Consider the following 21215-nt stretch of genomic DNA (forward strand, 5'->3'; position numbering starts at 1 on the left):
GTGGATGCCCGCACCCACCACTCTGGTCCGATGGGCAGGAGACACGCTGGAGGCAGTGTTGTTACAGGGGCATCGGGGCTCAGAGTTCGCTGGCCATCTCCGGTTCCAGCGGCACGTTCAGGGAGTCGAGCATGCGGTTGAAGGAGCTGTAGAGCTCCATCACGCCGATTGCTTCCATGATGGCGTAATCACTGGCACCAGCCGCCCGGGCATTGGCGATAAGGTCCGGCGGCATGCCATGGGGGTTGCGGTTCGCCTCACGGGCGAATTGCAGTAGGGCGGCGTCCATCGGCCCCAGGAAAACAGGCTCCGATGTCGCCATGAAGGTTGATAGGTCGCCTGGTTCGACACCGAGAGTCTTCAGCATTCGTTTGTGGTGGGCTACGCAGTAGTCACAGCCATTATCCTGGGAAACGATGGTAGCGATCGCATTTTTCAGCCGCGGCGACAGCTGGCCGTTATACATCAGCGACTTCACCCGGCTCCAGGCCTGTTCGAGGAGATCCGGGTTATGGGCATAGGCCCTGAAAAGGTTGGGCACGTAGCCCTCTTTCTGGCGGATTTCATCGAAAATGGCCAGGACTTTGTCGTCGGACGTTTCCTGAAGTGGGTGGAAAGTCGGGTCATTGCCGGCCGCGTCGGAAACGGCAATATTGCCGTTGGGTGGTCCCTGTGATGCACTTTCCGAAAGGCGAGCGTCCAGAGCGCTCGTAGTGCGCTGGAGAAATTGGTCGGGGATCGCGGCCTCGGATTCGACCCGCTGAACCAGAATGCGTTGGGTTGTCGCGAGGCCATCCACCAGGTTTCGGCAATGCCGACACATCATCAGGTGGAGGCGCACCTTCATCTTCTGGCCGGTAGTGAGCTCCCCGTCCAGCCAGTCACTCGCCAGTGCGGATATTTCGTGGCACTTCAGCATTCCCCCGTCTCCCGGAAGCCTTCAATCATGGTAAAGAGTTTCTGCCGCGCCCGATGCAGGCTGACCCTGAGGTTGGCGGAGCTGAGCCCCAGTATCCGGCAGACATCGTCTGCCTCCATCTGCTGGATCTCACGCATCATCAGTACTGAACGCTGGGTTTCGGGCAGGGCTTCGAAGTGCTTATCGAGGCATTCCTTGAGGGCTTCGTTGGACAGCAGCTCATCGGCGGATTCCGACCCCCAGGGCCGTGTGGGTTGGGCCCAGCTGCCACCCTCATTGAATCGCCGCTCCAGCGATGGATCCAGCGGGGACTGGAAATCCGTCAGTGTTTCCCGGTTACTCTTTCGCAGCCTGTTGCGTGCGCGGTTTGCCGTGATGGTACAGAGCCAGGTCTTGAGCGCCGAGCGCCCCTCGAAGCCATCAATGGCATCAATCACCGCCACCCAGGTTTCCTGCACGACATCCTCCGCCGTGGCCGGATCGAGCATGCTGCGCGCCGTTGCCAGCATGGAACCGGAAAAGCGCTGGACGGCCTCGTGGTAGGCACTGGCGTCGCGCTGGCGAAGACGGCCAACCAACTGCTGTTCTTCCGTCGCTGCCTGCTCCATGTCTTCGCTCATTGCGACTTACCATGATTGTGGATCATAACGGCCCGCCGGTGCATGAGCAAAACCAGATGCCGGGCCCGATCCGGTTACGTGTGGTTGGCGTCTCTTGGCAGTTTTTCGGCAAGCTCCTCCAGGTTCTGCACCGTCAGGCTTGGCTCAATATCCCAGGGATCGAAAACGGTGGCCGGATCGCGCTGGACCCAGGCTGCACCGAGGCCGGCCGAACGCGCGCCGATGACATCCCAGGGGTTACCGGAGACCAGCCAGAGTGGGTCAGAGCCGGCAGCGGTGGCCTCGCGTGCGTGACTGTACACGGCCGGGTCAGGCTTGAACGTGCCCAGCTCGTGCACACTGACGACGCCCTCAAGGTGATCGCGAACCCCCGCGTTCCGGAGCACCCGCTCCACTGCATCGGGCGTTCCATTGGAAAAGGCGAACAGGCGGTAGTGCGGTTTCAAAGCTGCCAGGGCGTGGACCGCGTCGCTGAACGCCGGCAGACTCTGGTAGGCCTGCAGCAGGGCATCGCCGGTCCAAGTGTCCAGCGTATGCCCTTTTGAGCGGAACGCGAATTCCAGCGCCTGCCGGGTGCAGGTCCCGAAATCCGCGTACTGTCGCATCAGGCCCCGACGGAAGGCGTACTCCACCTGCTTCTGGCGCCAGAGCGCAGAGATGGCGTCTGCATCATCACCGGTGAAGTGACGCAGGTGGTCCACCATCCCGGATGGATCAACCAGGGTACCGTATACGTCGAACGCCAGTACGGGTGCCATTCGGGGCCCTCCTTCAGTGCTGTTTACGAACGCTTCCAGGCCAACGTCTGGAACGGCTCATCCAGCGGGGTTTCCGCGATGTGATTGACGTAGTTACTGATGGTCTTCTGCGCGAGCCCGAGGATGACTTCCAGCACCTGCTGCTGGCCATAGCCCGCCTTGAAGAACGCGTCCAGGTCCGTCTTTTCGACATTACCGCGTTTGGCGATGACCTGCTTTGTGAATGTCCTCAGTGCTTCCAGTTTTTCATCCGGAAGAGGCGTTTCATCACGCAGTGCCTGGGAGATGTCATCCGACACACCCATCTGCTTGGCAATGGCGGTATGGGCCGGCACGCAATAGGTGCACTCGTGCTCAACGTTGATGGTCTGCCAGACCACGGTGATCTCATCGTTATTGAGGCTGGTGTTGGTGAACAGCTCGTGCAGTGTACCGTAGGCCTTGAGCGTCTGCGGCGCTTCGGCGAGTACTGCATGCAGGTTCGGGATCATGCCCATGGATTTCTGCGAGCCTTCAAGAATGGGTTTGGCATCCGAGGGTGCGCTCTGGGTGTCGTGAAGCTGGAAAGCGGTCATGGAGCCTCCTGCATTGTAATGACTGTGTGTAAGCTTGAGTAATCACTCAAGAACAGGAGAACGATAACTGGTTTTGAGCAATCACTCAAGTTATAATTGAGTGAACACTCAAGAAGCCTTCCGTTATGCCACGCACTGCGCGACACGATTACGCCATATCGCTGGAGCGGGCCGCCCATCTGTTCTGGGAAAAGGGGTATCACGCCTGCTCGCTCAAGGATCTCGAAGCCACGTTGGATATGCGCCCAGGCAGCATCTATGCCGCCTTTGGGAGCAAGGAGCAGTTGTTCGAGGCGGCACTGATGACCTATTACCAGCAGCTCGTTCAGGGTATGGAGGAAGTGTTGGAGGCTCATGAACGGGTTCTGGATGGCTTGTCCGCCTACCTCCGTCGCCTTGCAGCGGAAGCGACAGGCCGCACGGGGGCGCGGTCTGCACCGGTTTCCGCCTGCATGATGGTGAAGACGCTGCTCGAGGTGACAACGGATACGCCGGGGTTAAGTCATACCGTTAACCAGCTTTTTGATCGGATCGAAAGCGATCTGACCGCCCTGCTTGAACATGCTCTGGACCAGGGTGAGCTGCCCCGGGGGAGCGACTGCGCGCGTCTGGCACGGCTCTGGCAAGCACAGATCATGGCACTGAGAACCTTCGCCCACCGTGAAGTGGATGCGGAGTCAGTTGAACAGCTTGCCGAAGACATGGTGACGTTGCTCCGGAGCAGTTCCGGCCGCGAGGTGTAACGCGGCCCTTTATCTCGGGCCGGACGCAGGGCTACCGGTATCCCGTGATGGTGAGCTGCATGTGTTGATCGAAGCCGATCTGCTCCACTTTCATCGCCCAAGCGTTCCAGTACATCCGTTATCCAATATTACCTACCCGCTCTGAAGGCCAGGATGACGACCCAAACTGCAAGGGGTGTCTGCGCGAGTACTACCGAATCCGTCATCATTCACTGTTCGTGCCACGTGATTTTGACGCCTCCCCTTACTTCGACATCGTCAAACCATCAGTCCAGGCTGGTTTTGACCACCGTGCTATGCCCTGGATCGGCAACGCCGAATGACTGTCAGTCTTTGCTGGCATTCGTGGCAAAAAGCAGCCTGGGTGTCCAAACCGAAGCGACCGCTGTAACGTAAGCCGTCGGGTGACGTCTCAACGGAAGCGAGCCATTCATAACCATAAGGATTTCGGAATGAGCAACAGTAAAAAGATTGTTTTAGGCGTCATCGCGTTGCTGGTGGGGGCCTTCTTCCTTTTTGACCTGGGCCGTTTCCTTGAACTGTCGGTCCTCAAGGCGCAACAGGAGCAACTTAGCGAGTTGATTGAAGCCAATCTGTTGCTCAGCCTGGCACTGCTGTTCGTTGTCTATGTGGCTGTCACGGCACTGTCCCTCCCGGGCGCCGCTGTCATGACGCTCGCCGGCGGCGCCCTTTTCGGCTTCGGCTGGGGGCTGCTGGTGATCTCCTTCGCCTCCACGGTCGGGGCCACGCTGGCCTTTCTGGTGGCACGGTTCCTGTTCCGGGACACGCTCAGGGAGCGGTATGCGAGCTACCTGAAGAAGATTGACGATGGCATCCAGCGCGACGGCGCCTTCTACCTCGCCACCCTGCGTCTGATTCCGGTCTTTCCATTCTTCGTGATCAACATTGTGTTGGGTCTGACCGGTATGAAGACCTGGACCTTCTACTGGGTCAGCCAGCTCGCCATGCTGCCGGGCACCGCGGTTTTCGTGAATGCCGGCACCCAGCTCGCGCAGATCGAGCGCATGGGAGACATCGTTTCGCCGGAGCTGCTGCTGTCCTTTGTGCTGCTGGGGGTTTTCCCACTCATCGCCAAGTTCGTGGTGGGCCGCATCCAGAAGAAGCGGCTCTATGCGCATTATGACAAGCCCGAGCGCTTTGACTACAACATGGTCGTGATCGGTGGCGGCAGCGCCGGCCTGGTCTCCGCCTACATCGGCGCCACCGTCAACGCCAGGGTGGCACTCATCGAGCGCGGCAAGATGGGGGGTGATTGCCTGAATACCGGCTGCGTGCCCTCCAAGGCGCTGATCCGCTCTGCCAAGGTTGCCCAGAACATGCGTGAGGCGGACCGCTACGGGCTGACGGCCGCGGAGCCGAACGTACCCTTCGCCAATGTGATGAAGCGCATCCATAACGTCATCAAAACCATTGAGCCCCATGATTCGGTGGAGCGCTTTACCAGTCTGGGCGTGGACTGCATCCAGGGCTCGGCGCGATTCGTCAGCCCCTGGGAAGTGGAGGTGGACGAGGATGGCGCCAAGCGCCGGATCACGGCGAAATCCGTGGTCATTGCCACCGGCGGCAAGCCGTTCGTGCCGCCGATTCCCGGTATCGAGGACGTAGCGCCGCTGACCTCTGAGAATCTCTGGGAACTGGAGGATCAGCCTGGGCGGCTTGTGGTGCTCGGAGGCGGCCCCATCGGGTCAGAATTGAGTCAGGCCTTCTCGCGTCTGGGCACCCAGGTCATCCAGATTGAAATGGGCGATCGACTTCTGCCGCGGGAAGATGCCGATGTATCGGAACTGGTGCTGAAGCGTTTCCGTGATGAAGGTGTGGATGTTCGTCTGGACCACAGGGCGAGCCGGTTTGCGGTTGAGGATGGTGAGCGGGTTGTCTACTGCGAGCATGCGGGTGACACCGTGCGCATCCCCTTCGACCGGGTTCTGGTGGCCGTGGGCCGTAAAGGCAATACCGAAGGACTGGGTCTGGAGAGCCTGGGTATTGAGCCAGGGCCCCAGGGCACCTTGCCCACCAACGATGACCTGAGCGTGGTCTTCCCCAACATCTTCGCCTGTGGCGACGTGGCCGGGCCCTACCAGTTCACCCACATGGCCGCGCACCAGGCCTGGCACGCGGCGGTGAACGCCCTGTTCGGCCAGTTCAAGCGCTTCAGCGTGGATTACTCGGTCACCCCCTGGGTGACCTTCACCTCGCCGGAAGTCGGCCGGGTTGGTCTCAATGAAACTGAGGCCCGTGAGCAGGGCATTGACTACGAGGTCACCACCTACGGTCTGGACGACCTGGACCGGGCCATCGCCGAGAGCGAGGACCACGGCTTCATCAAGGTCATCACGCGGCGCGGCAAGGACAGGATCCTGGGCGCAACCGTGGCCGGTGAACACGGGGGTGAACTGCTGACCGAGTTCATCCTGGCGATGAAACACGGGATTGGCCTGAACAAGATCCTGGGCACCATCCACCCCTATCCGACCTGGAATGAGAGCGTGAAGTTTGCGGCGGGTGAATGGAAGAAGGCCCACGCGCCACAGAAAGTCATCCAGTGGCTGGGGCGGTATCACCGTCGGCGTCTGAAAAGCTGAATCCCCCCAGCCTGGATGCATGATGGCCGCCTGGAAGGCGAGCTTCCGGGCGGCTGCGGTTAAAGGGGAAGAAGCCGCTGGGCGGCCCGTTCGATAAGCTCTAGTGCATCGTTCACGCCGTTTCCGTCCCCTTTCTCAAAATCACCTTCCTGGCCCATCTGGTTGGTCACATGCGCGAAGCAAAGGACCGAACACCCGCGCGCCTCAGCAAAGGCATACAGCGCCGCTGCCTCCATCTCCACAGCCAGCAGACCTTCCTCCCGGTGTTTTTCAATCGCAGTTTCGGTTTCACGGAAGGGGGCATCCGTGGTCCAGCTTGCGCCTGCTATCACTGGGGCCGGGAGCTCACCCGAGCCCTGTTCGAACGCAGCTACAAGGCCGGCCGGTGCATGACTGTAATCCGATGGCGGGCAGTAATGATAACTCGTTCCCTCATCCCGAAGCGCACGGTCGATCAGGATGAAATAGGGTGGTTTCTGGACCGGCGTAAGCTGGCCTGCCGAGGTGAGGCTCAGTAGAAGCCGGCAGCCACAGGCGAAGAGTTCCTCCGCCACCAGCACCGCGAAAGCGGACCCTACGGCACATCCCACGATGCCCACTTCCCGGTCCCCCAGCGAGATCACGTCGAGTTCGGTGTGATAACAGACCCAGTCCGTGTGGCGCCGCGTCAGCCCTTCGGCGCGTTTGCTACGCACAATGTCGCCGTCCGGATCGAGAATGCATACCTCCGGCACTGGTGAGGTCGATGCCTGTTTCTGGCGGCGCGCTTCCCGCAGGAGGCTTTCCGGCGTGAAAGCGGAGGGCTCGTGCCAATGCTTATCGCGAAGAATCGGCGGCAATTGGGTGGACTCTGTCATAATCACCTTTGTTTCGGCCTGTACCCGTGACGACTTGCTGGACCTGCCGGAACAAGTATAGTCGATCGCCTGGCCCCCAGGATCCGGTCTCCGCTCTCGAGAAAAGTGGCCTCAGCGGCCTTTACATAATGGGGGTTGGTGAGCGCCGGTATGCCATCCCGGGGCGGTCCGCCACGGAATACGTCGTCGGCGGGGACGCTGGCATCGGACAGGTCGAAGCCGTTGAGGGTCCGGGCGCCAGCAGGCGGTGAGGCCACAGTGCCGCCGAGCAGTACCACAGCTGTCAGTTGCATAACCCAGGCCGGAATAGTCATATCCCACCTTCCGGTGTGGTTCATTTCGTTTCAAGGTCTTCGCCCGTGGCCTTTCGCCAGAACTGCCGGAAGCGCTGCGGGTGAAAACCGTTCATGGTCTTGCCCTCAAGAAAAAGCAGTGGCGTGCCCCGCCCACCAAGACGCTCAAATGTGGTCCTGGCCTTGGCGGATTCATTCAGGTTGTACTCGCTGTAGACGATGCCGTGTTCGTTGAAAAAGCGCTTCGCCGCTTCGCAGCTTGGGCAGTAGTCAATGGAGAACATGACCACCTCCCGGTCTGTTTCCGCGATGCTCACCGTACTGACGGCCCCAATGATGAGGAACAAGAAGATGTAAAGCGTATTTCGGAGGATCATGAGAGACCTCCCTCTGGTATGACTCCAGTGATACCGACACAGGAAGAGTTCCAATGTTACTCCGCAAAGGCTCGCTCCCCGCCAGCCGATCGCCCGTTTGATGTCTCTTGGCCTGCGTGATTGCGTCATGTGCTTGTTGTTGGCGACATCAGAACTGATAGGTTGCGATCAACTCGCCATAACTGAAAGAGCGGTCTGCGCGGCCAGCGCGCCATGGGCGGTGACGATAAGCAAGCCCATGAAAGGCGCGATAATGGTCCGTCGGTTCATCATGCGGGATCTCCGGGTGCTTTGTCGTTGGTGTAAAAGCAATGGAGGGCTTTTATTACGAGTTATACATCGAAGACATCCGGCAGTGGATTTTGTTACGGCGGAGCCTGGCATAAGGACTCTCCGAATTAGGGAAGTCCAGCTCCCATAACCCCCTCCCCGGGAAGTCCGGTATATCACTTCCCGGAGGAGGGCTGGGTTTCGCCATTCGGTAGTTCATAGGCCGTTTCCACAGGGGCGTGTCGTGGGGCCGTCGGGCCCAGCCCCAGCAGCGGACCAAGGACCGGCATGGGCTTGTAGGGCTCAACCGGCAGCATGATCAGGTGGGTGTGATGGGGCTGTGACGAGATGGGCCGTTTTTCCGCGGGGAGCGGGAGCTCTTCGTCAATGGCCAGCGAATAGTCGTTCTTGCGGACGATTTCGGTGGTCATCAGGTGCGTCATCCAGGTGCCCTGCTTCTCACCATTCACATAGAGGTCACCGAAGCCCCAGAAGGCACCATGGGTGTACTCTCTGGGCATCAGGGGTGTGCCGATACCGGTTGTCCCGTGGAGTTCGGTATCCACCACCACACCGCCGCCGGTGTCGTACCCGGGAATGGGCGGCTGGACCAGCGTCTGCATGTCGATGCGGTAGTGGTTGCCGTCAGGGTCGTGGAATTCCGTCTCCAGTTCCAGTTCATCGGCGGCACTGAAGGGGCCTGCCGGCTGGTCCACCTCGACATTGTTGACCATCCTCGCCTCAAGATACCCATTGCTGCCCTCGGCCATGGGCAGGGGCTGGGCGTTATTGCCGAAGGGGCCCGGCTGGTTGAAGGCGGTGTACCGGGTGCCGGCTTCATTGGTCTCTCGTGCTTCTTCCGGGGCTGACACCAGCGCCGGCATATCCCGCAGCAACTGTTTGATGGGGCCGAGATCTGTCTTTTCGACATAGGCTTCCACGTCGCCACGTTTCGGGTTGTCCGGCGTGCCGAAGACTTCTTCGCTGAGATTGATGCGCGGGCCGGGTTTGACCCAGTAGACCAGTTTTCCAGGGTCCTGTTTGACGGCCACGACCTCCGGTTCGTCGAGGGCGCCTGTGATGTCCGGCTGGCTCGCGCAGCCGCCGATGATGGCGGCGGACAGCGTTGTTGTGATGAGTGTCGTCCTCTTCATGATGGTCACCTTCCTCTGCGGTTTTGCTCTCTTGGCCGCCGGGGTAACCCGGCTGCCCCGCTTTGGGACACAGTAACGCCAGCCTCATTACAGTGTCGTTCATGTACCGGATGCCAGATTCCCGATCCGGTTTCATGATCAGGAGGTTTCTTAATGAGAGTACGAACGTTTGGAAAGCATTTGAGTGCCCTGCTTCTGGGCTTCCCTGTAATCGCCCTGGCTGCGGAGTCGGCGGACGTAACCATCCAGGCGAAACCCGGGTTCCAGTTCGAGCCTTCCACCATCGAGGTTCCTGCAGGAGCTGAAGTTACGGTCAATTTCGAGAACACCGGCGCCATGGGGCACAACTTCACAGTGCCTGAACTGAATGCGGGCACGGAGACGATCGGCGCGGATCAGAACGAATCCATCACGTTCACCGTGGGGGAGAGCGGCAGCTATGAGTTCATCTGTGATGTTGCCGGGCACGCGGCGGCGGGCATGACCGGCACCCTCAAAGTGAAGTAGCTGCATCGATGACGCCCGGGGCTTACCGGGCGTGTCAGACGGCCAGGTGACCCTGGCCGGACAGCGCCATGTCCACAAACCCTTTGATGTCTGCCTTGATCGACTCATGGTGCACCAGGCCCTTTCTGAGTGATCCATCAACAGGCTGTATTGCCCCCAGCAGCATCCCCAGGCTCATACCCCGGTGTACGGTATCGCCACCGATCATGGCGTTGGTGCAGAGGCTCTCGTGGAGATCTCCGCCGTGGATCCGAGCAATCCAGAGTATCAGGGGGATGCCGTGCTCCGGGTAGCAGGCATGGGCAAAGGGATGCGGCAGTGACTGCCGGTCGGATTCCTCGCAGGCAGCCTTTCGGATCTGGACGTCTTAGAAGTAGGTCTGTTACGCCAAGATGATGGGATTCTGGACAGTGCTGTAGCGCCCTAAAAACCGGGCTGGTTCCATTTTCACCAGCCAGCCTTTATAATGGACTACGTATTATCCCATACAGGGCTTGGAAAAAGCCTCTAAAATCAACGGCAAAGGCACTCAGCCAGAACAGCGGGCACAGCTCCGATGGTTGGGTGAACTCAGACCGAATGACCAGCGAGACCTCCAGGGCGGAGGCAATCGAGCTCCGGCAACCAACGGACACAGACGGCTACCGGTTACACCGGCTGATTGCCGAATGCCCGCCGCTCGACCCCAATTCCATCTACTGCAACCTTCTCCAGTGCTCCCACTTTGCCGAGACCGGCGTGGCCGCCGAGCTTGACGGCGAGCTGGTGGGGTTCATTTCCGCGTACATTCCACCCACGAAGCCGGACACCGTTTTCGTCTGGCAGGTGGCGGTGCATGAGAAAGCCCGTGGCACCGGGCTGGGTAAGCGCATGCTGCGCTTCATTGTGGAGCGCCCGGCCTGCCGCAACGTCTGCTTCATGGACACCACCATCACCGAGGACAACGAGGCCTCCTGGGGCCTGTTCCGTTCCTTTGCGCGGGATCTGGGCGCGGAGACACAGCACTCCATTTTCTTTGACAGTGAGGCCCATTTCGGTGGGCAGCACGATTCCGAGATCCTGTTCCGGATCGGGCCCTTCGACGTGAACGCTCACTGAAACAGCATACGGCTCCGGTGCCGGCTACACTGGTTGGCAGGAAAACCGGTCGGTTCCGGGGCGCAAAGTCAGAATCAACCTAAGAACGGTACTATGGCAGAACATACGGTAGAAAAAATCGGTGGTACGTCCATGTCGGATTATACCGCCGTTCGCGACAACATCATTCTCGCCAACCGCGAGGAAGGCGATGTCTACAATCGCATCTTCGTTGTCTCCGCCTATGGCGGCGTCACGGACCGGCTTCTGGAGCACAAGAAGAGCGGCGACGCAGGGGTCTATGCCCTGTTCTCCCAGTCCGACTCCGACTGGGCCTGGGGGGATGAGCTCACCAAACTCTCCAAATACCTGTGCGAGATCAATGAGGAGCTGTTTGGGGATGAGCTGCTGAGCCAGCAGGCCGACCAGTTCATCGCTGAGCGCATCGAGGGTGTGCGCAACTGCCTGCTCGACCTGCAGCGGCTGTGCTCCTACGGCCATTTCCAGCTGGAGGACCATCTGCTGACGGTGCGCGAGATGCTCGCCGGCATCGGTGAGGCCCACAGTGCCTTCAACACCACGCTGCTGCTGCAGAATGAGGGCTACAACGCCCGGCTGGTGGACCTGACGGGCTGGCGTGATACCGAAACCCTGCCGCTGGATGAGAAGGTCTCCCAGGCGTTCGACAAGATCGACCTGAGCCGCGAGCTGGCGATCGTGACCGGTTACGCGCAGTGCAAGGAAGGGCTGATGCGCACCTTCGACCGCGGCTACAGCGAGATGACCTTCTCCCGGATCGCGTGCATGACCGAAGCGAAGGAGGCGGTGATCCACAAGGAGTACCATCTCAGCTCCGCCGACCCCAAGATCGTGGATGCGGAAAAGGTGGTGCCGTTGGGCCGCACCAACTACGACGTGGCGGACCAGCTCGCGAACCTGGGTATGGAAGCGATTCACCCGCGCGCGGCCAAGGGCATGCGCCAGGCGGATATTCCGTTGCGGCTGAAGAATACCTTCGAACCGGAACACACCGGTACCCTGATCACCCGCGACTATGTGAGCGAAAAGCCACAGGTTGAGATCGTGGCCGGCATGCGGCACGTCTTTGGTATCGAGGTATTTGACCAGGACATGCTCGGCGAGCCCGGGGCGGACCGCAAGTTCCTGGAGATTCTGTCGCGCTTCAAGGTGCACTTCATCAGCAAGGACACCAACGCCAACACCATCACGCATTATGTGGATACCTCGCTGCGCAACGTGAAGCGGCTGGTGAAAGCGCTGGAAGAAGTCTTTCCGTCGGCGGAGATCTCCACCCGCAAGGTGGCGATGGTGTCGGCCATTGGCAGTGACATGCAGGTGCCAGGACTGCTGGCCACGGCGGTCAACGCCCTGCAGGATGCGGAGATCCCGGTGCTGGCCATGCACCAGTGCATGCGCCAGGTGGACATGCAGTTTGTGGTGGAGGAAAGTGACTACGAGCGTGCCATCGCTACCCTGCACGGTAAGCTGATTGAGCCCCATAAGCACGAATACGCCATTGTTGCTGCCTGATTGGCTGTCTCAATGGCTGTGATGAGACGCTGCTATTGCTTCAGAGCCCCTGTCTGACAGGGGCTCCCGCCCTTCCGCCCTGTAACACTCGCGGGCGCATTGAGTCATCCATAAACGACCGCATACAGTATATACAGATAGAACCATCAACCAGGGGAATACTATGGATACGCTGTTAAACCCGATGGAACAGCGTGACCGTGAGCTGGTTGACGACGTCAGGGCCGATACGACGGAAACCTGGAAGGAACCGGCGTCAGCCGAGCCGGAAGGGCTCGACGATCAGGAGCCAGCTTCCGTCGTCGGTCACTATTTCCGGGATGCCCATCGCTTTTCGCTTCTCGGCAGGGAAGCGGAACGCGACCTGGGGCAGTCACTGGAACAGACCCTTCGCGGTCTGCTCGCGGAAATCGCGGAACCCGAACTGGAAGCGCTCACCATCCGGGAAGTGCTTGCCCGGGTGGAAGCTCACAGCGGTTCGCTCAGCGAGCAGGCACGCCAGCATCTGGCGGACCTGCGAAAGTGGCGGCGTGAACTCATCCAGAGCAACCTTCGGCTGGCGGTGTACATCGCCCGGGGCCAGCAGGGCCGGGGTCTGCCCTTGCCGGATCTGATCCAGGAGGCCAACCTAGGCCTGATCAAGGCCGTGGAGCGCTTTGATCCGACCCGTGGCTTCAAGTTCTCCACCTACGCCTACTGGTGGATCTCCGAAGAGGTCAAGCGGGCCATCAAGCGCGGTCGCCGTGTGGTGCGTACGCCCGACCATGTGGTGGATGAGATCCGCCGCCTGCAGGCTGTGGAGGCCCGTCTCCAGCGCGAAACCGGTTCCCAGCCAGATCGCTATGAGCTGGCGGAGGCGGCCGGAACCACGCCGGAGCGCGTGGATGAACTGCTGGGCTTTGCCCGTCCGGAGGTCTCCACCGCCACGCCGATTTCCAGTGAAGGGGATCTGGAACTGGGCGACACCCTTGCCGATGAAAGCGGCAACAAAGGGGAATCGCCTCTGGAGGAACGGGATCAGGCGCGCCTGCTGAAGGATCTGTTCCACCTGCTGCGTGAACGCGAAGCGGATATCCTGGGTCGGCGATTCGGGATCAACCGGGACGAGCCGGAAACGCTTCAGGTGATCTCCGAGGAGCTGGGCATCAGCCGTGAGCGGGTGCGCCAGATCGAAAAGGGCGCACTCAGCAAGCTGCGTGAGCATGCCGCCCTGTTTGCGGATGTGGCCGGCAACTGAATCCCAGCTTCAGTTCACCAGGTAGAGCCAGGTGGCAGCCGCTGCCTGGCACGCCACCACCCCCGTTGTCAGCATAAGCCGGAGATTGAGGTACCAGCGCGGCCAGTAGCCGGGCAGGGTAAACCAGTCCGCAAGGCACAGAAGGATGTACAGGACCGGGAAGATCAGTGCCTGTAAGTGCCAGTCCAGCAGCAGCGTCAGCCCCGCGGAAACGAAGAACACCTGACTCAGGAACATGGCGTGGATGGGGGACAGCGGATAGCTGTGCTCCCCCATCTGCATGCTTACAGGCCAGTAGACGCCGCTGAGGAACGCCAGTATCCCCGCGCTGTACAGGTAGAAGAGCTGGGTGCCCAGCGGGCCGTGATGGGTGGAAAACACCATGATGGCAAGCGTGGCTACGAAGGGGATCAGCCCCGCTAGACCGAAGGTGAATGCAAGCGGGCGTATTGCAAGCATCAGCGGTATCTCCCTGTGGGGATGCGCAGAGGATCAATGCCCACCTCATCCAGACCGACCATTTCGTTGTAGGCCGAATCATGGACCAGTTCCCGGGTGGCAATGCCCGCCTCGTCGAGCAGTTCATTGGCGGCGGGGATGCTGGGAAGGAGCATGGTGGTGTTATGGTCGTCCGAAAGAACCCGCTGCTGACCGTCTAGCAGCACACGGATCATGTAGAACTGGCCTTCCAGTGAACGGATTTCGGTGTACTCGACACGTTGTGCCGCGTCGCGGAGAGCGGGTAGCTGAATACGCATAACCGGGTCCCATCATGCCCTGTGGTGTATCGAGAGATACGATGGCGTGGTGGTATCTGGTTTGCCCGTGCCCTCAGTCTGTGTGATCTGTCATGTTCCGCCGGCCTGCTGCCAGACCCACAGCGGCGGCGACCAGCATCAGCACGACAGTGACCGTCATGTTGGCAATCCCCGCCGCTACGGCGCCTGAGCGCAGCAGGATAAGGGTCTCGTGGCTGAATACCGAGAATGTGGTGAACCCGGCGCAGACCCCCGGGACCAGGAAAGCATGGATGTCGGCGTGCGCGAACCGTGATGAGGGCGTGGTGGCACGCGCGGCAACCCAGCCAATGAGAAGGGAGCCGACGGTATTCACGACAAGGGTGCTCCAGGGGAACGTGGCCCCGGGGGCCATGAATCCATCAACTCCGTAGCGCAGAATCCCGCCCAGTGCTGTACCCAGTGCGACCCAGAGGCTGGTGATCCCTTGGTTCACGCCCCGCCTCCTGTCATTGCCAGTCCCAGAATGACCGCCCCCAGCCCGGCCACCAGTGTGGCGGCCAGGTTCACGAGCGCTGTCCCGGCCCGGTGCGTGCGGGCCAGGGTCAGCGTCTGCAGTGACCAGGAAGACACGGTTGTGAAGCTCCCGCAGAAGCCCGTCATGGCCAGGGCAGCAGCCACGGGCTGGTCTGCTGTCCCCCCGAGCGTGCCGGCCAGAAGCCCGAGGAGAAAGGCCCCAAGGGTGTTCACCGCGAGGGTGCCGAAGGACAGTGGCGTGTGGGTGCGCCGGTCAATCCAGCCCGTCAGGTGGAAGCGGCAGAGCCCGCCCAGCGCGCTGCCGGCCGCGACGGCCACGAATTCCGTGATCACAGCGCCACCCCGCGGCTCTGGGCGACGGTTTCCTCCCGGACCGGGCACCCCAGGAGGTGGTCATTGACCATGCCGACCGCCTGCATGAAGGCATAGCAGATGGTAGGGCCGACGAAGCGGAAGCCCCGTTTTTTCAGCGCCCGGGACATGGCCCTGGACTCCGCGGTTTCATCCGGAATTTCCTGCACATCATGGAATTCGTTGATGATCGGCTGATGGTTCACGAACGACCACAGGAAGGCACTGAAGGCCTCGCCATCCTGTTCCATGGCCAGAAGTGCCCGGGCGTTGCCGACAATGGCCTCAACCTTGCGGCGATTGCGGACAATGCCGGTGTCCGAGAGAGCCACCTCGATCTCCGGCTCGCCCCAGCCGGCCAGACGCTCGGGCTGGAATGCCTCGAACCGCTGCCGGTAGCCTGACTGCTTGCGCAGGATCGTCAGCCAGCTCAGCCCGGCCTGCTGGCCATCCAGGCAGAGTTTTTCGAACAGCTCATTCCGGTCCGTTACAGGACGGCCCCAGACCCGGTCGTGGTACTCGATGTAATCCGGCGCATCGCCGCACCAGGGGCAGCGCCCGTCACTGCGTTCCGTCACATTCTTCATGCTGAACCCACCCTGTGTAAGTGCCAGTGCGCGTCACGGATTACCCCGTCATGTCGCCATTCGGGCATTGCATGCCCCTGCCAGGCCACGCACAGCCGGTGGCCCTGAACCGTGGTGGTGGCTATGCGCCAGGCTGGACCCGGCCGGTCAAGAACAACCCGGTTGCGCTCAGGGTCGAACACCAGTGCCTGCAGGTTGCCGGCAATGCCCCGCCCGGTGGCCTTGATCCAGGCCTCCTTCAGGGTCCAGAGCGTCAGGAAGGCGTCTTCAGGCTGGTCCTGCGCCCGAAGCCAATCCATTTCAGAGCCCGCAAACCAGCGCCGGGCGAGCGGCTGCCAGGGCGGTTGGCGATCCACCGGCTCGGCATCCACCCCGATGGGCCCCGGGTTGAATGCCGCCAGCACCAGGGTCTGGGTGTGGCAGAGGCTGCTCCTGAAGCCGGCATCAGCGGGGGTGATGGCACCGCCGGCCGGGAGCTGGCTGAAATCCGGGCAGGCCAGTCCATGGGTCCGGGTGAAGTGCCGGGCCCCCTGGCGCCATAGCAGGCGGGCCGTCGCGTAGGTGCTCCGGCGTCCGGCGTCCGCCATGGCGTCGAGTCGAGCCTTTTCCGCGGCATTCAGCGAGACTTGCTCACCATTGCCGGGCGGCCCACTGAAAAGCTGCGGTGGCGCTACGGCTGAAGACGCTGGATCCGCCATCCATCACCTTCCCGGCGATACTCGAAACGATCATGCAGCCGGCTGGGCCGGCCCTGCCAGAACTCGATGCGTTCGGGGATCACCCGGTAGCCACCCCAGAAATCCGGCAGCGGGATTCGCCCCTGGCGGAAGCGTTGCTTCATGCTCTGGAGCTTTGCCTCCAGCGCCTGGCGGGATTCGATCACCGCGCTCTGATGGGAGACCCAGGCACCCAGCTGGCTGCCCTCGGGGCGCGAGGTGAAGTACTTCAGTGACTCCTGCCGGCTCACCTTCTCCACAGCGCCCTCAATGGTCACCTGCCGGTTGAGCACCACCCAGGGGAAAAGCATGGCCGCGCGTGGATTCTCTTCCAACGCCCTGGCCTTGCGGCTGCCGTAGTTGGTGTAGAACACGAAGCCGGCGGCATCGAAGTACTTGAGCAGAACGGTGCGGGCCGTGGGCCAGCCCTGGGCATCCGCGGTAGCCAGTGTCAGGGCATTGGCGTCCTCGATGCCCGCCTCCTGTGCCTGGGCGAACCAGTGTTCGAACTGGCGGAAGGGGCAGTCGTCCAGCTGCTCATGCTCCAGCCCCTCGCTTTCAAAATCGCGGCGCATGTCGCCAATGTCCACGGTTTACCTCCTGAGTGTTGTCGCCAGAACACTAACACGTTCGCGCCGGCGTTGCCCGGTGCCAGCTTCATGGCCGTATAATGGCGCCGTGAACGACCACCGCTTGATGGAGTTACCGGATCATGGCACGCCGCACCAGTCCCTTCTTCGCCTACCTTGGCCGCCTGCGCTGGATCCGACGCTGGGGGCTGATGCGCAACGCCATTGAGGAGGATGTGGCCACGCATTCCTGGGAGGTCTCGGTCCTGGCCCACGCTCTGGCAACCATCCGCAACACGCACTACGACGGGAACGTCAACGCCGACGCCATTGCCGCGGCCGCTCTCTATCACGATGCCTCGGAGGTGATCACCGGTGACATGCCGACACCGGTGAAGTACTACTCCAGCGTCATGCGCGAGGCCTTTGCGGACGTTGAGCACCGGGCCCAGAAGGAACTGCTGGACCTGCTGCCGGAGACACTGCGCCCGGCGCTGGCGCCCTACCTGGAAGAAAGCAGCTGGAGTGACAGCACGGCGGAGCTGATCAAGGCGGCGGACCGGCTGGCCGCTCTGCTCAAGTGCGAGGCGGAGCTGCGGGCGGGCAACCGGGAGTTCGAGCAGGCGGCCAGGCAGATCCGCTCGCGGCTGGAAGCCGAGGCGCTGCCTGAAGTGGCGTATTTCCTGGAAGTCTTTGCCCCGGACTACGGCGCCAGCCTGGACTACCTGCTGGAGCGCCAGTAGCGCCATCCCGGCGCCTTGTCCACAACCATGCCGACCCGGACCGCAAGCCCGCTGGCCCGCTCAACGGCGTCCTCCACCCGGCCGCGGTAGATTTCAACCCTGGGCTCATTCCTCCGGATCCCTTCCAGGGCTGTTTCCGCTTGCCGCCACAGCCGGTCGCGGTCCGCCTCACTGAGGGTTTCTTTCTGCCCGTGAACCTGCAGCCATATGGTATTGCCCTGAACGGCCGCCTTCACGGGCTCGTCAACAATCCGCACGTCACTGCCCTTGGGCGTGGCCCAGACCAGTTCTTCGATGTCGTCATTGAACATCCGGATGCAGCCGTGACTCACCCGCTGGCCAACCCCGAAGCGCTTGTTGGTGCCGTGGATCAGGTAGCCGTCCTCCTCCAGCTGGAGGGCAAAGGGCCCGAGGGGGTTGGAGGGGCCTGGCGGGATCTCTGCCGGCAGTTTGCGGCCCTCCTCGGCAGCCTCCTCCTGGATGGACTCGGGTGGGTACCAGGCAGGGGATTCCAGGCGCATGCGCACACTGGTCCGGGTCAGTGGTGAGGGCGTGCTGGAGTTGCCAATGCCCACCGGGTAGGTCACCACCTGGTCGTCCCGGAAATGATAGAGCCGGAACTCGGCAAGATTGATGACAATGTCCTCGTGGGGGCCCGAGGGCAGAATCCGGCGGGAAGGGAGCCTTATGCGGGTGCCGTCCCCGGGCAGCCAGGGGTCCACGTCCGGATTGGCGCGCACCATCTCGAGAAAACCGAAACCACGGTTCTCGCCGATGCCGGCGAAAGTGTCCTCGTAGGCTGTGGTGACCCAGGTGGGTTTGCCGATGATGGTGTCGCCGGGCTGCCACTCATGAACCTGCCCGTTGGCGGGCGGCACGATCGTGAACGCCCACAGGCAGAGTGCGCCAAGGGTCCGGGGGAGACTATTTCGATTCGTCAGTGACAGCAAGATCCTGCTGATCCGTACTCGCGGCTTCGGCGTTGGCCAGGATGCGTTCAAACACATCAAGACATGTTGCCAGCTCGTCGTCACTGATGCCACTCAGCAGCTGCTCACGGAGGCCTTCGGCCCGTTCATCAAGCTTCTGGATGAAGGATTCACCGCGGTCGGTCAGGTGCAGCCGGCGGGCCCGGCGGTCCTGCTCACAGGGGCGACGCTCAATCAGCTTCTGGGATTCCAGGTTGTCGAGCAGCCGTACCAGCGTGGGGTTCTCAATGGACATCAACTCCGCCAGCTCCCGCTGGGTTACCCCTTCGCCGCCACGGTGGAGGGCGACCATGGTGCTCCAGCGTGCCTGTGTGACACCGAGATCCTTGAGACGCTCGTCGAGCAGCTTGCGCCAGCGACGGGCAATGCGGGCGACACTGAAGGGGAACTGACGGTTATTCATGTTATCGGCACTCCGCTTGGGCTGGCTGCCTGCCATCCTACCATCCATTAATTTGCCTGCTCATATTTGTGCACGCGGTATTTTAGCATCCGATCGGCATCATTGTGCCTTGGAGGACTAAAATCCTGAACGGCATCCGTGATCGACCTTCTGTTAGTCTACTGTGGGGAGCTGGGTTCACCCATAGGGGTTGTCCACAGGTTACAGCGGGAGGGAACACGTCGATGTACAGCCTCAGGTGGGTGCCGGTATGGCTGGTGTTAGTGGCCATAGCGCTCTGGTTCGCTCTCAGCTATTGGTTCTGGCCATTGCCGGCGGCGGGTGAAACGGGCTGCCACGGAGCGGTTACAGCGGTGGAGCGTATCCAGGGCACGGCAGCGGTCACGCCACTGGACGGTCGCACCGTGCTGACGGAAGGCATTGTCACGGCGGATTTCAGCGCCCGTGAGGAACTGGGTGGGTACTTCATCCAGCAGGAGACGCGGGCGTCCGCTCAGGGGCCGGCGTCCCGAGGCCTGTTCATTTACGCGCCCGGAGCGGATGTGTCACCGGGAGAGCGGCTTCGGGTGCGTGGTGAAGCCGGGGAATACCACGGCATGACCCAGCTTTCCGAGGCCCGCATCGAGGCCCGTTGCGGCGACCCGGGGCTGCCCGAAGCCGCGCCGTTGTCCCTTCCCTTGGACAGCGAGGGGAAGGAGGCGCGCGAGGGGATGAGGATCCGCCTGGAGCACGGGGCCACCATTACCGGACTCTATGGGCTGGCGCGTTACGGCGTGATCACCCTGGCGGACGGGCGCCTGTTCCAGCCTACCCAGGTTGCGGAACCCGGTGAGGCGGTACGGCAGGTGGCCGAGCGCAACCAGGAACGCAGCCTGCTGCTGGATGACGGGAGCCGTAGCCAGTTCTCCGCCCTTCCGGAGTGGGTGCTGCGTCACTACGAAGCCGACCGGCGGCTGCGCGTGGGGGACGCGCTGAAGGATGTGGAGGGGGTTCTCGATTACCGCTATGGCGACTGGCGGCTCCAGCCCACAACGGCACCGACGGTCCGGACGCTGAATCCCCCACCGGAGCCGCTCGAACGGCCGGAGGACGGCATCATCCGGGTGGCGGGCTTCAACCTGCAGAACTATTTCAACGGTGATGGCAGGGGCGGCGGTTTCCCCTCTGCCCGTGGCGCGGAATCCGCGGCGGCGTGGCAGGCCCAGCACCAGCGCCTGGTGACGGCACTGGATGGGCTGGCGGCGGACATCATCGGGCTGGTGGAGCTGGAGAACGATGGTACCGGGGAAGGCAGTGCCATCGCCTCCCTCACGGCCGATCTTGAGGGCAGCTGGGAGTATGCACGCCCGCAGCGGCGGCCGGGTGATGATGCCATCGCCGTGGGCCTCGCCTGGCGCAGCGAACGGGTTGGGCCTGTGGGCGAGCCGGAGGTTCTGCGCTCGCCTCCCTTCAACCAGGGCAGTCGCCCGCCCGTAGCCCAGCGCTTTCGTCATCACGCATCCGGTGCTGTGTTTCTCGTGGTGGTCAACCACTTCAAAAGCAAGCGCTGCGGTGAAGCCAGTGGCCGCAACGCGGCGCAGGGGGATGGTGAGGGCTGCTGGAGCGCCCACCGGAATGCGGCAACCCGCCGCCTGCTCCAGTGGCTGGAGCAGCTCAGGGAACCGATGGAAGCGCCAAACGTTGTTCTGGTGGGCGATCTCAACGCCTATGCGCGGGAGACCCCCCTGTCGCTGCTGGAGCAGGCCGGATACCGCAATATTCTTCTGGATCGTCATGAAAACCCGGCCAGCAGTTACATCTACCGGGCACAGTCGGGAACACTGGACTATATTCTACTGGCAGGAGAATCAGAGGTTACCGTGGAGGCGGCCGGCATCCAGCCTATCAATGCCGATGAACCGCCGCTGCTCCACTACAGCAGGGAAGAACGCAATGGGTTGCCGGAGTCGCTGACCGTCTCCGCGCAGGAACCCTGGCGAGCCTCGGACCATGACCCCTCCTGGGTGGACCTGAGACCTGGTATCGAGTGAGCAATGACGCTG

General features: G+C 61.9%; 25 protein-coding genes. 8 read left to right on the top strand and 17 right to left on the bottom strand.

The window, feature by feature from the left end; translation table 11 throughout:
• Positions 1-79: 79 nt before the first annotated feature.
• From F3089_RS07695 to F3089_RS07710, 4 genes are all read right to left on the bottom strand, one after another.
• Complete coding sequence (locus tag F3089_RS07695) at positions 80-919, bottom strand: peroxidase-related enzyme (RefSeq protein WP_151440231.1); 840 nt, start codon at positions 917-919, stop codon at positions 80-82.
• Positions 913-1539: an RNA polymerase sigma factor gene (locus F3089_RS07700; protein WP_225741708.1), complete on the bottom strand. Its 627-nt coding sequence runs from the start codon at positions 1537-1539 to the stop codon at positions 913-915. The genes F3089_RS07695 and F3089_RS07700 overlap by 7 nt, the downstream gene beginning before the upstream one ends.
• A gap of 74 nt (positions 1540-1613) precedes the next feature.
• Complete coding sequence (locus tag F3089_RS07705; protein WP_151440233.1) at positions 1614-2297, bottom strand: haloacid dehalogenase type II; 684 nt, start codon at positions 2295-2297, stop codon at positions 1614-1616.
• 23 nt (positions 2298-2320) lie between these two features.
• Positions 2321-2872: a carboxymuconolactone decarboxylase family protein gene (locus F3089_RS07710; RefSeq protein ID WP_151440234.1), complete on the bottom strand. Its 552-nt coding sequence runs from the start codon at positions 2870-2872 to the stop codon at positions 2321-2323.
• A 125-nt stretch (positions 2873-2997) separates the two neighbouring features.
• Between F3089_RS07710 and F3089_RS07715 the strand changes: the two genes are divergently transcribed.
• Together F3089_RS07715 and F3089_RS07720 are read left to right on the top strand one after the other, a co-directional pair.
• Positions 2998-3615, top strand: a complete 618-nt coding sequence (locus tag F3089_RS07715; protein ID WP_151440236.1) for a TetR/AcrR family transcriptional regulator — start codon at positions 2998-3000, stop codon at positions 3613-3615.
• A gap of 452 nt (positions 3616-4067) precedes the next feature.
• The gene (locus F3089_RS07720) at positions 4068-6218 is read left to right on the top strand and encodes a dihydrolipoyl dehydrogenase family protein (protein WP_151440238.1); all 2151 of its coding nucleotides are present in this window, start codon (positions 4068-4070) and stop codon (positions 6216-6218) included.
• Positions 6219-6277: 59 nt separating this feature from the next.
• Here F3089_RS07720 and F3089_RS07725 read toward each other — a convergent pair whose 3' ends face one another.
• From F3089_RS07725 to F3089_RS07735, 3 genes are all read right to left on the bottom strand, one after another.
• Positions 6278-7075 carry a nucleoside phosphorylase gene (locus F3089_RS07725; protein ID WP_151440240.1) on the bottom strand — a complete coding sequence of 266 codons (798 nt, stop codon included), beginning with the start codon at positions 7073-7075 and terminating at the stop codon, positions 6278-6280.
• Between the two features lie 334 nt (positions 7076-7409).
• Positions 7410-7745, bottom strand: coding sequence for a glutaredoxin family protein (locus tag F3089_RS07730; protein WP_192497300.1), 336 nt, complete (start codon positions 7743-7745; stop codon positions 7410-7412).
• A 446-nt stretch (positions 7746-8191) separates the two neighbouring features.
• Positions 8192-9169, bottom strand: a complete 978-nt coding sequence (locus F3089_RS07735; RefSeq protein ID WP_151440243.1) for a hypothetical protein — start codon at positions 9167-9169, stop codon at positions 8192-8194.
• Between the two features lie 153 nt (positions 9170-9322).
• On the opposite strand from F3089_RS07735, the gene F3089_RS07740 reads away from it, so the two are divergent.
• Positions 9323-9676, top strand: a complete 354-nt coding sequence (locus F3089_RS07740; protein ID WP_151440245.1) for a cupredoxin domain-containing protein — start codon at positions 9323-9325, stop codon at positions 9674-9676.
• A gap of 34 nt (positions 9677-9710) precedes the next feature.
• Here the strand turns inward: F3089_RS07740 and F3089_RS16225 are convergent, their stop codons facing one another.
• Positions 9711-9842, bottom strand: coding sequence for a hypothetical protein (locus F3089_RS16225; RefSeq protein ID WP_502707329.1), 132 nt, complete (start codon positions 9840-9842; stop codon positions 9711-9713).
• Positions 9843-10255: 413 nt separating this feature from the next.
• Here F3089_RS16225 and ectA point away from each other — a divergent pair, with 413 nt between their 5' ends.
• The 3 genes from ectA (at position 10256) to F3089_RS07760 (ending at position 13541) form a co-directional block, all read left to right on the top strand.
• Entirely contained in the window at positions 10256-10774 is a 519-nt protein-coding gene (gene ectA, locus F3089_RS07750) for a diaminobutyrate acetyltransferase (protein ID WP_151440249.1), read from the top strand.
• A gap of 93 nt (positions 10775-10867) precedes the next feature.
• Positions 10868-12304 carry an aspartate kinase gene (locus tag F3089_RS07755; RefSeq protein WP_095616044.1) on the top strand — a complete coding sequence of 479 codons (1437 nt, stop codon included), beginning with the start codon at positions 10868-10870 and terminating at the stop codon, positions 12302-12304.
• A 163-nt stretch (positions 12305-12467) separates the two neighbouring features.
• Entirely contained in the window at positions 12468-13541 is a 1074-nt protein-coding gene (locus F3089_RS07760) for a sigma-70 family RNA polymerase sigma factor (RefSeq protein ID WP_202405549.1), read from the top strand.
• 9 nt (positions 13542-13550) lie between these two features.
• On the opposite strand, the gene F3089_RS07765 is transcribed toward F3089_RS07760, so the two are convergent.
• From F3089_RS07765 to pdxH, 7 genes are all read right to left on the bottom strand, one after another.
• Positions 13551-14000 carry a DUF3429 domain-containing protein gene (locus F3089_RS07765; RefSeq protein ID WP_151440251.1) on the bottom strand — a complete coding sequence of 150 codons (450 nt, stop codon included), beginning with the start codon at positions 13998-14000 and terminating at the stop codon, positions 13551-13553.
• Entirely contained in the window at positions 14000-14299 is a 300-nt protein-coding gene (locus tag F3089_RS07770; protein WP_151440253.1) for a DUF6482 family protein, read from the bottom strand. The genes F3089_RS07765 and F3089_RS07770 overlap by 1 nt, the downstream gene beginning before the upstream one ends.
• 73 nt (positions 14300-14372) lie before the next feature.
• The gene (locus F3089_RS07775; protein WP_151440255.1) at positions 14373-14774 is read right to left on the bottom strand and encodes a fluoride efflux transporter FluC; all 402 of its coding nucleotides are present in this window, start codon (positions 14772-14774) and stop codon (positions 14373-14375) included.
• Complete coding sequence (locus tag F3089_RS07780; RefSeq protein WP_151440257.1) at positions 14771-15148, bottom strand: fluoride efflux transporter FluC; 378 nt, start codon at positions 15146-15148, stop codon at positions 14771-14773. Before F3089_RS07780 ends, F3089_RS07775 begins: the two co-directional genes overlap by 4 nt.
• Positions 15145-15753, bottom strand: coding sequence for a DNA-3-methyladenine glycosylase I (locus F3089_RS07785; protein ID WP_151440259.1), 609 nt, complete (start codon positions 15751-15753; stop codon positions 15145-15147). The genes F3089_RS07780 and F3089_RS07785 overlap by 4 nt, the downstream gene beginning before the upstream one ends.
• Positions 15750-16451 (bottom strand): 4'-phosphopantetheinyl transferase family protein, encoded by a 702-nt coding sequence (locus F3089_RS07790; protein WP_225741709.1) that lies wholly within the window; start codon positions 16449-16451, stop codon positions 15750-15752. The genes F3089_RS07785 and F3089_RS07790 overlap by 4 nt, the downstream gene beginning before the upstream one ends.
• Positions 16424-17059, bottom strand: a complete 636-nt coding sequence (pdxH, locus tag F3089_RS07795) for a pyridoxamine 5'-phosphate oxidase (protein ID WP_151440261.1) — start codon at positions 17057-17059, stop codon at positions 16424-16426. Before pdxH ends, F3089_RS07790 begins: the two co-directional genes overlap by 28 nt.
• A gap of 122 nt (positions 17060-17181) precedes the next feature.
• On the opposite strand from pdxH, the gene yfbR reads away from it, so the two are divergent.
• A complete protein-coding gene (yfbR, locus tag F3089_RS07800) occupies positions 17182-17781 on the top strand; it encodes a 5'-deoxynucleotidase (RefSeq protein ID WP_095616038.1) in 600 nt (199 codons plus the stop codon).
• Here the strand turns inward: yfbR and F3089_RS07805 are convergent.
• Positions 17760-18659: a L,D-transpeptidase family protein gene (locus tag F3089_RS07805; RefSeq protein ID WP_192497301.1), complete on the bottom strand. Its 900-nt coding sequence runs from the start codon at positions 18657-18659 to the stop codon at positions 17760-17762. The genes yfbR and F3089_RS07805 overlap by 22 nt on opposite strands.
• A gap of 46 nt (positions 18660-18705) precedes the next feature.
• A complete protein-coding gene (locus tag F3089_RS07810) occupies positions 18706-19173 on the bottom strand; it encodes a MarR family transcriptional regulator (RefSeq protein WP_151440265.1) in 468 nt (155 codons plus the stop codon).
• A gap of 224 nt (positions 19174-19397) precedes the next feature.
• Between F3089_RS07810 and F3089_RS07815 the strand changes: the two genes are divergently transcribed.
• Entirely contained in the window at positions 19398-21203 is a 1806-nt protein-coding gene (locus F3089_RS07815; protein ID WP_151440267.1) for an ExeM/NucH family extracellular endonuclease, read from the top strand.
• Positions 21204-21215: the final 12 nt, after the last annotated feature.

The sequence above is a fragment of the Halospina sp. K52047b genome, from assembly GCF_008709855.1.
In the GTDB taxonomy this organism is placed as follows: Bacteria; Pseudomonadota; Gammaproteobacteria; order Pseudomonadales; family Oleiphilaceae; genus Halospina; species Halospina utahensis_B.